General features: G+C 35.7%; 9 protein-coding genes. 8 read left to right on the forward strand and 1 reads right to left on the reverse strand.

Annotated features, from left to right (window positions below):
- Nucleotides 1–539 precede the first annotated feature (539 nt).
- The 8 genes from BLS98_RS00005 (at nucleotide 540) to BLS98_RS00045 (ending at nucleotide 11,996) form a co-directional block, all read left to right on the forward strand.
- Nucleotides 540–1,865, forward strand: coding sequence for a sigma-54-dependent transcriptional regulator (locus BLS98_RS00005; protein ID WP_089732392.1), 1,326 nt, complete (start codon nucleotides 540–542; stop codon nucleotides 1,863–1,865).
- A 438-nt stretch (nucleotides 1,866–2,303) separates the two neighbouring features.
- Nucleotides 2,304–3,998: a potassium-transporting ATPase subunit KdpA gene (kdpA, locus tag BLS98_RS00010; protein ID WP_089732394.1), complete on the forward strand. Its 1,695-nt coding sequence runs from the start codon at nucleotides 2,304–2,306 to the stop codon at nucleotides 3,996–3,998.
- Nucleotides 3,999–4,178: 180 nt separating this feature from the next.
- On the forward strand, nucleotides 4,179–6,218 hold the full coding sequence (gene kdpB, locus BLS98_RS00015; protein ID WP_089732396.1) for a potassium-transporting ATPase subunit KdpB: 2,040 nt from the start codon (nucleotides 4,179–4,181) through the stop codon (nucleotides 6,216–6,218).
- Nucleotides 6,219–6,228: 10 nt separating this feature from the next.
- Nucleotides 6,229–6,786, forward strand: coding sequence for a K(+)-transporting ATPase subunit C (kdpC, locus tag BLS98_RS00020; RefSeq protein ID WP_089732398.1), 558 nt, complete (start codon nucleotides 6,229–6,231; stop codon nucleotides 6,784–6,786).
- A gap of 315 nt (nucleotides 6,787–7,101) precedes the next feature.
- Nucleotides 7,102–8,163 (forward strand): porin, encoded by a 1,062-nt coding sequence (locus BLS98_RS00025; RefSeq protein WP_089734352.1) that lies wholly within the window; start codon nucleotides 7,102–7,104, stop codon nucleotides 8,161–8,163.
- 45 nt (nucleotides 8,164–8,208) lie between these two features.
- Nucleotides 8,209–9,318, forward strand: coding sequence for a histidine kinase (locus tag BLS98_RS00030; RefSeq protein WP_089732400.1), 1,110 nt, complete (start codon nucleotides 8,209–8,211; stop codon nucleotides 9,316–9,318).
- Between the two features lie 92 nt (nucleotides 9,319–9,410).
- Nucleotides 9,411–11,126: an ATP-binding protein gene (locus BLS98_RS00035; protein WP_089732402.1), complete on the forward strand. Its 1,716-nt coding sequence runs from the start codon at nucleotides 9,411–9,413 to the stop codon at nucleotides 11,124–11,126.
- 408 nt (nucleotides 11,127–11,534) lie between these two features.
- Nucleotides 11,535–11,996 (forward strand): hypothetical protein, encoded by a 462-nt coding sequence (locus BLS98_RS00045; protein WP_089732404.1) that lies wholly within the window; start codon nucleotides 11,535–11,537, stop codon nucleotides 11,994–11,996.
- Nucleotides 11,997–12,068: 72 nt separating this feature from the next.
- Here the strand turns inward: BLS98_RS00045 and BLS98_RS00050 are convergent, their stop codons facing one another.
- On the reverse strand, nucleotides 12,069–14,687 hold the full coding sequence (locus tag BLS98_RS00050) for a T9SS type A sorting domain-containing protein (protein WP_089732406.1): 2,619 nt from the start codon (nucleotides 14,685–14,687) through the stop codon (nucleotides 12,069–12,071).
- Nucleotides 14,688–14,749 lie beyond the last annotated feature (62 nt).

Genomic DNA, 14,749 nt, shown 5'->3' on the forward strand with positions numbered 1-14,749 from the left:
ATTCTTCATGATAAAGCGGGCTAAAGCCCACTTCTATTGAATCCTGAATATGTAAAATAACAATAGACTTATTTTTATATTAAGCTATTGTGTTATGACAAATATTCTTGGTATCATTACTATTCTTTTTCCCCATAGCAACTTTTGTCACTGACTACGTCTAATCTTCGATTTCTGTAAAGATCCTTAGCAATTATAAGGCTATGAAATAAGCTATATCCATAACCAGAGTAGAATAAAGTTATGAATACCATTGTCTATACTCATTACTGATAATAATAGGTCCTTCACTAAATTAATAAACAAATACCCATCATTCATCACTTATCACTTATCATTAATACTTCATTCTAGCCCCGATAGTAACGGTTACCCCACAGCATAGGTTGGAGCATGGCAGGCGATGGCGCGAGGAGTATGAGTGGATAGCGGGATAAAGCTCCTGAAATAAGTAAATAGATGAAATTAATTTCCAGAATAAGAGACTTTTCCTCAAATAAAATCAATAAGTTTGTATCAGTTTTCCAAAAAGAATTATAATGTCAGGAAACATTCTGATTATCGATGATGAGATCAAGCTCCTTAAGTTATTAGGAATGATCCTTTCCCAAGAGAATTTTAACGTAAAAGAAGCTTCTACTGCCCGTTCTGCAATGACAATGTTGGAGCAGTATGATTTTGATGTTGTGCTAAGTGACGTCAGACTTCCTGATGCGTTTGGGGTAGATCTTGTAAAGTCTATTAAAACCAAATATCCACATCTGGAAATTATTCTGATGACCGCATTCGGAAATATTACCGATGCTGTACAGGCCATGAAAAATGGGGCTTATGATTACCTGGTAAAAGGGGATGATAATGAGAAGATTATTCCATTAGTCTATAAAGCATTAGATAAAGTAAAAGATAACAGAACAAGAACTGTTCAGTCATGCGGAGCATTAAAAGGGTTTGGACAAATTATTGGTAATTCCCCATTGATTTTACACTCCAAAAAATTAGCAGAAAGAGTAGCATTAACTGATGCTGCCGTACTTTTAACAGGTGAAACAGGAACCGGAAAAGAGGTTTTTGCAAATGCTATCCATGAGGGAAGTGAGCGTAAGAAAAACACTTTTGTAGCGATTAACTGTTCTGCTTTTAGTAAGGAAATCCTGGAAAGTGAACTTTTCGGTCATAAGCAAGGTGCTTTTACAGGGGCAATAAAAGATAAGAAAGGATTAATTGAAGAAGCTAATGGCGGAACTCTATTCCTTGATGAGATTGGTGAAATGCCTATAGAACTTCAGGCAAAATTGCTTAGAGTACTGGAAACAAGAGAATTTATCAAAATGGGGGAAACCAAAGTTTCCAAATCTGATTTCAGACTGATTGCAGCTACTAATAGACACCTGGAAGAGGAGATAAAGCAAGGGAATTTTAGAGAAGACCTTTATTTCAGACTGAATGTTTTTGAAATTACACTTCCGTCTTTAAGAGAAAGAAAAGAGGATCTGAAAATGCTGGCAAAGAATTTTGTTGATTTATTCTCAAATAAACTCCATCTGCCATCCATTCAGGTTTTACCGGAATATTATAAGGCCCTTGAGAAAAACGACTGGAAAGGGAATATCAGAGAATTAAGAAATGCCGTAGAACGCAGCCTGATTCTTATGAATGATAATATTCTGGATGCTGAAAGCCTTCCTCATTATTCAGAAAAGGCGGTTCCAGAGAGTGATTCTTTAAGTATGAGATCGCTTGAGAAAATTCATATCCAAAAAGTATTGCAATATACGAAGGGTAATAAGGCAGAAGCGGCTAGACTCCTTGAAATAGGAATTGCTACGCTATATCGTAAACTCGACGAATACGGACTGAAATAAGTCTTTTATCATTTTAATAAAGAGCCTATCATTTTGATAGGCTTTTCTGTTTTTAGATAGGTTTTGTATTGGTGTTAATTTATTGTATTTCAGTATGTTGTTTTATTTATTTCAGGATTGGACCTTCTTTTGGCATATAGTCTCTGAATAAAATATTTAAAAATGACAATTTCAAGAAAAACGTTTAAAAAACGGGAGCATGCAACTTTTAGTTTGCTGATTGTATCGTACGTATTGTTTACACTTTTAACTCTAATAATAAAGATATGATGCTGATAAGTTTAATTCTGCTTTTTGCAGTATTGTTCTGGCTTTTATATAAATCAGTTGAATTTTTTGATAGAATATAAAATTATGTGGAGTTTATTTTTCCTTTCAATTCTTGCCTTTGTGTATATCTGTTATGTTTTAATGAAACCTGAAAAATTTTAAAAGACGATGAATACAGAAATTTTAGGCATCATAGCCATGTTTGCTATTACATTAGTTATCGGAATATTTTTAGGTAAATACATTGCTAATGTTTATGGATACAAGAAAACCTTTTTAGATCCGGTTTTTCAGCCGATTGAAAAGTTAATTTATAAAATATCGGGAATCAATCCCAATCGCCAGATGAACTGGAAGCAGAATATGTATGCGATGCTGGCGATTAATCTGGTTTGGTTTATTATAGGATTTATCCTCTTGCTCACCCAAGCCTGGTTACCTTTAAATCCGGATGGGAACCCGAATATGTCACCTGATCTGGCTTTTAATACAACCATCTCATTTTTAGTGAACTGTAATTTACAGCACTATTCAGGAGAAACGGGAGTAAGTTATCTAAGCCAGCTTTATCTGATGTTTTTACAGTTTGTAACGGCTGCAACGGGAATGGCTGCTATGGCTGTTCTTTTTAAAGCTTTTAAAGAAAAAACAGCTACAGAACTAGGTAATTTCTATGACTATTTTACTAAGTCAATGATTAGAATTTTACTTCCAATCAGTGTAATAGTTGCTTTAATTCTTTCTATTAATGGAAGTCCGATGACTTTTGAAGGAAAAGATCATATTACAACCCTTGAAGGGCAAAAAATAGACGTTTCCAGAGGTCCGGTAGCCGCTTTTGTTGCTATTAAACATTTGGGAACCAATGGTGGTGGTTTCTTCGGAGCCAATTCAGCTCATCCTCTTGAAAACCCAAATTATATAACGAATATGACGGAAATGGTCACTCAGATGATTATTCCGTTTGCATTGGTTTTTGCGTTAGGTTTCTATTTAAAGAAAAGAAAATTATCATGGGTCATATTTACCGTGATGACGATTGGTTTCTTAGCGCTTACTGTTCCTAATATTGTTAATGAAACGGGAGGAAATCCTTTGATTACAAAAATGGGAGCAGACAGTAGCTTAGGTGCGATGGAAGGGAAAGAAATCCGTTTCGGTAGCGCTGCATCAGCCTACTGGAGTATTGCCACTACGGTAATTTCTACGGGTTCTGTAAATTCTATGCATGACAGTACGATGCCTCTTTCAGGGATGAATGAACTTCTTGCGATGATGATTAACTGCTTCTACGGCGGTTGTGGAGTAGGGATACTGAACTACTTTATCTTTATCATTCTCGCTGTGTTTATCAGTGGATTGATGGTAGGACGAACCCCGGAATTCATGGGGAAAAAGATCGAAGCCAAGGAAATGAAAATCGCGATGATTGTTGCTTTGTTCCATCCATTTTTAATTCTTGTGGGAACGGCTTTAACGGCTTATTTACCTGAATTTGGTGCTAAAACATTGAACAATCCCGGATTCCATGGTTTCAGTGAAATGCTGTATGAATTTACTTCTTCCTCAGCCAATAATGGATCAGGATTCGAAGGATTGGGAGATAATACCCCTTGGTGGAATATTTCAACAGGAATAGTACTGCTGTTATCAAGATTTATCCCAATTATAGGACCGATAGCTATTGCAGGATTACTGGCTCAGAAAAAATTCATTCCAGAAAGTTCAGGAACATTGAAGACAGATACCGCAACATTCGGTTTTATGACGCTGGCGGTTATTCTGCTAATTGCAGCCTTATCATTCTTCCCTGCATTAACTCTAGGACCTATTGCAGAACAGATACAATATTTCTCTAAATAAATTGTGAACATTAAAAATTAAAATCAATAGTCAACCATTCAGGAAGCTGAATCGTTTAGGGAACTCATTTAAAACTTACCGAAACGTTCACTACATAATATTATCCAATCCTATGCCCTATAATTTAGTTTCTCTTAATGGTTGTTATTGATTTATAATGATATAAACTCTTTCAAAAAAATGAAAAATAAATCACAAACATTGTTTCAAAGAGATTTGGTAAACGAAGCGATTAAACAGTCTTTCGTAAAACTGAATCCGAAAATTATGTTTAAAAATCCAGTGATGTTTCTGGTGGAGATCGGAACAGTGGTCATGTTTATAGTAAGCATGTTCAGCTTAACTGGTGATAAAACCCAGGGAAGTTTCTCATATAATTTCCTGGTATTCATTATCTTATTTTTTACCGTTTTATTTGCCAATTTTGCTGAAGCTATCGCTGAAGCCAGAGGAAAGGCACAAGCTGATACGCTTAGGAAAACCCGTGAGGAAACTCCTGCCAAACTGGTGATTGATAACAAACCTGGATTTCAGGTAGAAACTGCTTTAAAAATGTCTGCAGAAATGAAGCTTGGAGATATTTTTCTTTGTGAAACCGGAGATCAGATTCCGATGGATGGAGAAATTATTGAAGGGCTGGCAACCATTGATGAATCTGCCATAACAGGAGAAAGTGCACCGGTTATCCGCGAAGCAGGAGGAGACAAAAGCTCAGTAACGGGAGGAACCAAGGTACTTTCAGACAGAATTAAGGTAAAAGTAACTACCAAACCCGGAGAATCCTTTTTGGATAAAATGATTGCTCTTGTAGAAGGAGCATCAAGACAGAAAACACCTAACGAAATCGCATTAACCATATTATTAGCAGGGTTTACCCTTACTTTTATTATTGTAACCCTAACCTTAAAGCCTTTTGCAGACTATGCGCAGACTCCAATTACGATTGCCGCATTTATCTCACTTTTTGTCTGTCTTATTCCGACAACCATTGGAGGTCTGCTTTCTGCAATCGGGATTGCTGGAATGGATAGAGCATTGAGAGCCAACGTAATCACAAAAAGTGGAAAAGCTGTAGAAACAGCGGGTGATATTGATGTTTTGCTACTTGATAAAACCGGAACAATCACTATTGGGAACCGTAAGGCCACTCAATTTCATCCAACCAACGGAATTAAACTTGAAGACTTTATCAAAGCTTCTGCTCTGAGCTCGGTAGCAGATGAAACCCCTGAAGGAAAATCTATTATAGAACTGAGTCAGCTGAAATCAGAAGATCTGTTGGTTCCCAATCCAACCTACATAGACTTTACTGCTGAGACCAGAACTTCAGGAATTGATTTTGAAGAAACCAGAATCAGAAAAGGAGCTTACGACACTATAAAAAAACTGACTGAAAAAGCCGGGAATCTTTTCCCACAGGAAACCCAGGATGCGGTAACCAAAATTTCTGAAAACGGAGGAACACCTTTAGTAGTTTCCGTTAATGAAAAAGTATGGGGCGTTATTGAACTTCAGGATATTATTAAAACAGGAATACAGGAACGTTTCCAGAGACTGAGAAAAATGGGGGTAAAAACGGTAATGGTAACCGGAGATAACCCTTTAACGGCGAAATTTATCGCGGAAAAAGCTGGAGTTGATGATTTTATTGCCGAAGCCAAACCGGAAGATAAGATGAACTACATCAAGAAGGAACAGCAGGAAGGAAAACTGGTAGCGATGATGGGAGACGGAACGAATGATGCCCCGGCATTAGCTCAGGCCGATGTGGGGGTTGCGATGAACAGTGGAACTCAGGCAGCGAAGGAAGCAGGTAACATGGTAGACCTTGATAATGACCCTACCAAACTCATTGAGATCGTAGAGATCGGAAAACAATTATTGATGACCCGTGGAACTCTAACGACTTTCAGTATTGCCAATGACGTTGCGAAATACTTTGCCATCATTCCGGCCTTGTTTATCACCTTTATTCCGTCATTACAGAAACTGAATATCATGAATCTTCACAGTCCGGAAACAGCCATTTTATCAGCGGTTATTTTCAATGCGGTGATTATTCCTTTCCTGATTCCATTGGCGTTAAAAGGAGTGGCTTACAAGCCAATTGGTGCCAGTGCATTATTGAGAAGAAACCTTTTGATCTATGGTTTGGGAGGCGTTATTGTTCCTTTCATCGGAATCAAAATTATTGATGTAGTGATTAGTCTATTCTATTAAAATTTAAAAAATGAAAAATCATATCGTTTCAGCTTTCAGATTAAGTCTTGTCATGTTAGCTATTGTAGGGATTTATCTGATCGTTGTATATGCCGGATCAAAGGTATTACCTACTCAGGGAAATGCGGAGATCATTAATTATAAAGGACAAAAATTCTATGCCAACATCGGACAGGAATTTAAATCTGAAAAATACTTCCATGGCCGTCCATCCAATGTAAACTATAACGCAGCGGGAAGTGGAGGAAGTAACAAAGGTCCAAGCAATAAAGAATATTTGGAAACTGTACAAAAAAGAATAGATACCCTAAAATTACAGAATCCAGAAATGGGAAATGCTAAAGTGCCTGTAGAGTTGGCTACAGCAAGCGGAAGTGGATTGGATCCTGATATTTCAGAAGAAGGAGCTTTATATCAGGCCAAAAGAATTTCCAAAATGAGAAACCTTTCTGTAGAGAAGATTAATACCTTAATTAAAGATCAAACTCAGAAACCGTTTTTAGGGCTTTTCGGACCTTCAAAAATCAATGTTTTAAAGCTTAACATCGCTTTAGACCAATTAAAATAATCTAATAATCTTGAACTTAACCATGTCAAGGTTTTAAACCTTGACATGGTGAGTTAGATCAACTTAAATAATTAAAATAATTGTACGGCAGAATTTATAAAATATTGTTAGATACATTGAACCATTAAGAGTATTGAAAGAATTAAGTGTAAGTAAGAAAATCTAAAATTTCAAAATATTACCACTTATCATTCGCTTATAATCCTTTTCTTAACAGCTTAGTTCTTTCTTAATGGTTATAATATCAGATGAATATATTTCTTTACTGTACTTAGACAATTCGAAATCAACGTGAAAAAAATTACTATTATAGGAATGCTATTGGGAGTGTTTTTCTCAAAAGCACAATCATCAGACTCATTAAAAACAGAGCCTAAAGTTACATTTTCGGCTTATGCGGAACTCTTTTATACTTACGATTTTAATGAGCCGGGAAATCATCTCCGCCAGAATTTTTTATACTCCTACAACAGACATAATGAGGTCAATCTTAATCTGGGTCTCATAAAAGCCAATTATCAGAGTGATAATATCAGAGCCAATCTTGCATTAATGGGTGGAACTTACGCACAGGACAATATGGCTGCAGAACAGGAAGCTTTGCGATATATCAACGAAGCAAATGTAGGAATCAAAATATCCAAAAATAAAAACCTGTGGATTGATGCCGGGATTATGCCTTCTCATATTGGTTGGGAAAGTGCAATAGGAAAAGATAATATTAATCTGACAAGAAGTTTTGCGGCTGAAAATTCGCCTTATTTTGAAACCGGAGCTAAAGTTTCCTATACTTCAGACAACGGAAAATGGTTTGTAAGCGGATTGGTTCTGAATGGCTGGCAACGTATTGCAAAAGTAAAAGGAAATCAGAGTATTTCTTTTGGACATCAGGTGACGTACAAACCAAATGATAAAGTAACTTTGAATAGCAGTTCATTTATAGGAAATGATAAAGCCAAGGATGAGAAAAGAATGCGTTATTTCCATGATTTGTATGGAAGTTTCCAGTTAACAGACCAGTTTTCGGCTTTATTAGGATTTGATATCGGAGCAGAGCAGAAGACCAAAGGAAGTGAGCAATATAATATCTGGTACAGCCCAAATATACAGGCAAAATATCAGGTAGACACTAAATGGGCATTAGCCGGAAGACTGGAATATTACAATGATAAAAATGGAGTGATTATCAGTACAGGAAGTTCTAATGGTTTTCAAACCTTTGGATATTCACTGAATGTAGATTATGCTGTATTTAAAAATGTTGTTTTTCGTACTGAAGCGAGAGGATTTACTTCTAAGGACGCTATTTTTGCGAAAAATGATGATTTCAGAAAAGGAAATTTCTTCGTTACAACAAGTTTAGCGGTGTGGTTTTAACCAAGTGAAAAAGTGTTTAAAATAAAACTAAAAAGAATCAAATCAATGTCATCAGCAAAACATTTTTTAGAACTTATCCAAAAGTCCCGAAAAGGGAAGTTCAAAATTTATATTGGAATGAGTGCAGGTGTTGGGAAGACCTTCCGAATGCTGCAGGAGGCTCATTCCCTTTTACGAAACGGCATTGATGTAAAGATTGGTTATATAGAAACCCATGACCGTGAAGAAACGGTAGCGTTGGCGGAAGGAATTCCGGAAATTGAAAGAAAATCAGTCTTTTATAAAGGTAAAAACCTGGAGGAAATGGACCTCCAGGCTATTATCAATGAACATCCGGAAGTGGTTCTTGTAGATGAACTAGCCCACACCAATGTGGAAGGGTCCAAAAATAAAAAGAGATGGCAGGATGTGCTTGAGATTCTGGATAACGGGATCAATGTCATCAGTGCGATGAATATTCAGCATATTGAAAGTCTTAATGAAGAAGTAAAGAAAATAACGGGAGTTGAAGTTGCAGAGCGTGTTCCTGATAAAATTTTGGCTCTGGCTGATGAAGTAGTGAATATTGACCTTACCGCCGATGAGCTTCTCACCCGTTTGAAAGAAGGAAAAATCTATAAGAAAGAGAAAATTCAGACCGCACTCAGTAACTTTTTCCAGAGTGGTCATATTTTACAGCTTCGTGAACTTGCATTAAAAGAAGTAGCAACGCATGTGGAAAGAAAGGTGGAAACTGAAATTAAAACAGAGAATTTTAAACCCATCAAATTTCTGGCCTGCATCAGCAGCAATGAGAAGATTGCAAAGACCATCATCAGAAAGACTGCCAGGCTGGCGAGTTATTATAACAGTCCGTGGACGGTTCTCTATATTCAGAAACCTTCAGAAAACCCTGAAAAAATAGCGCTGGACAAGCAGCGGTATTTGATTAATAATTTTAATTTAGCACAAGAATTGGGAGCCAAGGTTGTCAGGATCAAGGAAAATAGTGTTCATAACGGAATCCTTGAATATGTGATTGCCCATAACATCACCACAGTCTGCATCGGAAAGCCTCATGCAAAGCTTTGGCAGCGTCTGTCCGGCTATAGCTGGATTTATACTTTGATGAATGGGCTGAATGAAAGGCAGGTAGATATTATTATCTTATCTTAAAAGTAATGAAATCGCAATGATTTGGAAACCACAAACACCGATAAAGATGACGCGATTGCATATGTCTTTTAAAAAACAATAAGGATCTTCATATGAAACTTAAAACAAAACTTACCTTAGGCGTGGGCCTTTTATTTTTACTGATCGTCCTGCTTTCAGTAATAGGTTCTGTATATATCAATAAATTAAAATCTGATACAGAAAAGATTCTTACGGCCAATTATAACAGCCTTGAATTTTCTAAGAATATGCTTCTGGCGCTGGATCATATAAGTACAGACAGTGTGGTGGCCATAGCAGATTTTAAGAAAAACAATAAGTTGCAGGATAAAAACCTTACTGAATTTGGAGAAAAAGAGGCAACCCAGAATCTGAATCTGCATTTCAACAGTTATTTAGAAGAACCTACAACCCATAAAGAGAAGCTAATCCGGGAAGATCTGGCCAGAATCATGTCTTTAAATATGAAAGGGATTGAACGTAAAAGTGATATCGCTATCATTACAGCTGAAAATGCGACTTTTTGGATTGTCAGTCTGGGAACGGTTTGCTTTCTGATTGCTTTTATTTTATTGTTCAACCTGCCTCAAACCATTGCTGAGCCTATCAATCAGCTAACCTTTAGTATCAGGCAGATTGCAGATAAAAATTATAATGAAAGGGTACATTTTAAAGGCAGTGAAGAATTCAACAGCCTGGCAGACTCTTTTAATGTGATGGCAGAAAAGCTTCAGGAATATGAAAGCAGCAACCTTTCCAAGCAGCTGATGGAGAAAAAAAGGATTGAAACCTTGGTGAATAATATGCATGATGCTGTAATTGGTCTCGATGAAAATCATTTCATCTATATGATTAATGATGAAGCTTTAAAGATCACTAATCTGCACAAAGAAGATATTATCGGAAAAACAGCCCATGAAGTGGCAATTAATAATGATCTGATGCGGGAACTACTGAAAAATATTGATCATCCGATGAAAGATCCTATTAAGATCGTTCGGGAGAATAAAGAAAACTATTTTGAACAGGATATTGTCCCGATTAATATTGTAAAAACAGGAGAGAAGGAGAAAAAATATATCGGGAAGGTAATTTTATTGAGAAATATTACACCTTTTAAAGAACTGGATTTTGCCAAGACCAATTTTATTGCAACCATTTCCCATGAATTGAAAACTCCGATTTCTGCTATAAAAATGGGGGTGCAGCTACTCGGAAATCAGAAATTCGGTGAGTTGAATGAACAACAGCAGGAATTGCTGAAGAGCATCAATGAAGACGGGCAGCGTTTATTGGATATTACCGGTGAACTTCTTAATCTTTCTCAGGTAGAATCCGGAAATATTCGTCTGACTGTTGAAAAATGTTCCCCTAAAGAAATTGTACAGACCGCTGTAAAAAATGTTGAAAAACTGTCAGAACAGAAGAATATTTCAATTCATACAGAATACCAGTTGGAAGATACTGATTTTGTGACAGCTGATTTTGACAAAACAGTTTGGGTCATGAATAATTTCCTAACCAATGCGGTAAAACATTCCTTTCAGGATGAAGAAATTAAAGTTCTTGTACAAAGGATAGAAGATTTTATTCAGTTTAATATTATTGATACGGGAAGCGGGATTGATGAAAAATATCACAGACAGATCTTTGACCGTTACTTTCAGGTTCCTGGTGAACATCAGAATGGAACAGGTCTCGGGCTGGCTATTTCAAAGAATTTTATTGAGAAACAGAATGGTGAAATTGGGGTAAGCAGCGCTCTGAATAATGGAAGTACATTTTACTTCAGACTTCCCATTGCCTGAAGTTTTATATATTTGAATTCCATCAAATATAGAGACCAAAGAGAATATGAAAGAGCATCATTTTTATTCCAGTAAAATTAAAAGTCTGATATTGCTTGTCATTTCAAGTGTTTTCACGATTGGTCTCTCTTATATTGATTTCAAAAATGAAAATCTTTTTATAATTGTAATTCTTTCTCTCAGTATTACTCTTTTTTTATTTGGAATATTGTATTCAATCCTACTATTGTACGAAAAACTGATATCCAAAATGTAAGGGTTAAAATTGTCAGAGATTATCTTATATTTTATGAATTTTCAGGTGTTGAATTAATCATTCTCTCTATTTGGGATGGCAGAAGAAATGATAAATAAGCCATAAACTTTCTCTAATTATTTATACATTATATTTGTTACCAAATTAACAAAATGAAGAAAATAGCAAGCTTATTAGTCATATTATTCGGTATTACCTTAAGCAGTCAGCTTTCTGCGCAAACCTTTACCTTAGAACAATTTGCAGCATTCAACAAATTAGGAATGGCTGATTTTAAAAAGGAAATGAAAAGCCTTAATTACAGGTTTTATGATAAAACAGAAGGACTAGGTTTCGTGGTAACAGAATATGAAACTCCCGATTACCTATCTAAAATCGCAAAGTTTGAATACGAAGATAAATCTGATGACAGAATTGAGTATGAATTTAAAACTAAAAAGGAATACGATCAATATGTTAAAATAATTCTGGCTTCTGGGTACAAAGAGACTGAGAAAGGGAAGACCCTCACCAAAGATTCTTATGTAGATTATTTTAAAAATAAAGAACAGATCAGATTGATTACCCCTAAAGCAGGTGACAACAATCCTTATACGATTCTTGTTTTTAAATAAAATATAGTTATTAAAATACAAAAGGCTGCGAAAACTATTCGCAGCCTTTATTATATAGTAGTTTATATAAGTTTACTCTTTAATGAATTTCTGTACAGAAACTTTATCTTTCAAGAATAGTTTAATCAGATAATTTCCTTTAGGTAGGTCCGAAACATTTATAGAGTTTCCTTTTGCCCCCATAGAATTGATAATTCTTCCTGCCAGATCATAGATTTCTATTTTACTCACTTCATCCGGAGATTGTATATGAAGGATGTCTTTCACTGGATTAGGGTAAATCACCAACTGATTATTTTTTTTACTGGTTTCAGAAGTTGCCAGAGTAGTCCTGTCCTGAACACTTGTTGTATAGGTATTGGTAATGATCGGGTGGTTATAATCAAAATAAATTTTTGCAGTATTACTGAAACTGTCACCAATATTCAAGGTAGATTTTGTCTTTATTTTGAAGGCAACATAACCATCATTATGATCATTATCAAATGGATGCTGAATGTTTTCAAAAATAAATTCCACAATATTCGGAGATTTAATTTCTGTTATAAAATTATGACTTCCATTGAGTGCAACTACAGAGGATAAATCAAATTTTGATGCATCAATTTCATCTTTTACTACAATATTTCTGGCATTGGCTGTTCCTTTGTTTTCAAATCTGATCAGATAATGTACATAGTCTCCCACCTGAGTTTTCTCAATAGAAGTTCCTTCCAGACAGTTTTTATCGTTAGGATCAAAGGAATTAACAACAGTTTGGTTTAGACTGAAATTATTGTCAGCTGGCGTTTCATCTGTTGCTCCATTAATTTGTGCTGTATAATGCAGAATATCACCATTATTCACTGCAGGAGATTGTGTTGGAGTATTTAACTTTACGGTGACTGTTATTTCTTTTGTTTCAAATGGCAAAAGATTGGTGAAATTCCAGCTGAGTGCTCCACTTGATTGGGAATTAGGCGTTACTGTTGCATTTTGATAATTCATCAAACTATCATTAAAACTAAAAGCTATACTTCCGGATTGTGCTGCTGTTCCTTTATTTTTATAAACAATTTTATATTGAGCATCAAAACCTGGAACTGCAGCCTGTATAGGAATGATCATAACTTCCAGATCACTATGTACACCATTGGCTGCGTAACAGAAGTTTTGGATTACCGGGCTTGCCTGGTTAGGAAATGTTACATTTACAGATGAAGGAGTGATTGTAAAATAGGATGGATTTTCTAAAACAGGGGTAATGGTATGAGTTCCTGTTTGTAATGGAATAGAGTAATTGCCGGAAGAATTTCCAATGCTGCTTCCTGAAATGGTTCCGTTGGTAATATTAAATTTTTGTAATGGCCTAGCCAGGTCATTTAGGTCACAACCGTTATTATTGCTGTCGTATTTTGTAGTTCCCTGAACAGTATAGAATACTCCTCCCGGAGTGAATGAACAGTAGTTGTTAACCACCACATTTGTATGTCCATAGGAAAGGAGCATACTGGAAACCTGATTCACTTTATTCGTATCACAACATACATAAGCCAAATTTGGGGTTAATGATATCGGGCTTGCATAGAACTGAAGATTAGGTTTTCCATTTTTAGTATTTACGGCCGTAATAGCATTACCTGCTACATTTAAAGAGCTTAGCTTCGTATTTTGGCTTACATCAATGCTGGTAAGAAAATCTTCACCCATAGACATGAATACAAGATCTGTAAGAGGGGAAACATCTAAAGACGTAATTTTATTATCACTCAATGATAAACTAAATATTTCAGGTGATCCTGTAAGATTTAAAGAAGATATACCTGTGCCGGTTAAAGTTAATCCCAGTAGTTTGGCTTTATTCTGAACACTAATAGAAGTAAGTAATGGAGAATGCTGAACACGCACATATTCCAGATTAGCATTGTTCTGAATAACAAGAGTGCTCAGTAATGGGTTTTGATCGAGGGTCAGATTACTAAGCAGGGGAGCATTGGTAAGATCCAGAGATGTTAACTTTGTCCTGTTAACCGTAATATTTTCAAGTAGGTTTAATGTATTGAATGTGAGTGATGTAAGATTGGGTTTATCGATATGGATTTTTTTCAGATTGATGTTGTTGGATAGATTTAAACTTGTAAAATTCAGGTTAGTGCTTTCCCCCATAAAAATATCTTCCAGTCCTGTAAGATTGGAAAGATCCACGCTGGCCAAATGCGTGTTTTTCATCATGATAAGCTTTTTCAAAGAAGGATTTTGTAAAAAACTGAGATTTGAAATAGAACCGCTGTTATTACTGAATGAGAAGCTCTCAAGCTGATTACAGCCTTGTGTATTGATAGCATTCAGAGCGTTAGTGAAAAGAACTAACTCTTTTAGCTGAACCATATTACTTACATCAACGGAGTTAAGTGATGTATTTCCTGAGGCATTAAGAGAAGTAAGGTTGGTAAAATTCTGTATTCCCGTAATATCATTAATGGAAGTACTGCTGAATGACAATTTTGAAATGTTTTGAGCCTCGCTTACCTGTATTTCTCCGTCATTATTAGTATCTATTGCGGTTGCTGTTCCATTGAGGTTATAAGCAACAAAATTTCCCGGAGTTGCTGAGACCAATTTTGCTTTGAATGCAGGATCGGGAAAATTAATGATCTGCGCAGTAGCAGACACTTGTGCTAGTAAGAGCACAAAAAAATAAATGTTTTTCATGGTTTAGTGATGTTTGGTTAATGTAAATTTATTAATATTTTTCTATATATCATTGTTTTAGT

The organism is Chryseobacterium jejuense (assembly GCF_900100075.1).
GTDB classification, from domain to species: domain Bacteria; phylum Bacteroidota; class Bacteroidia; order Flavobacteriales; family Weeksellaceae; genus Chryseobacterium; species Chryseobacterium jejuense.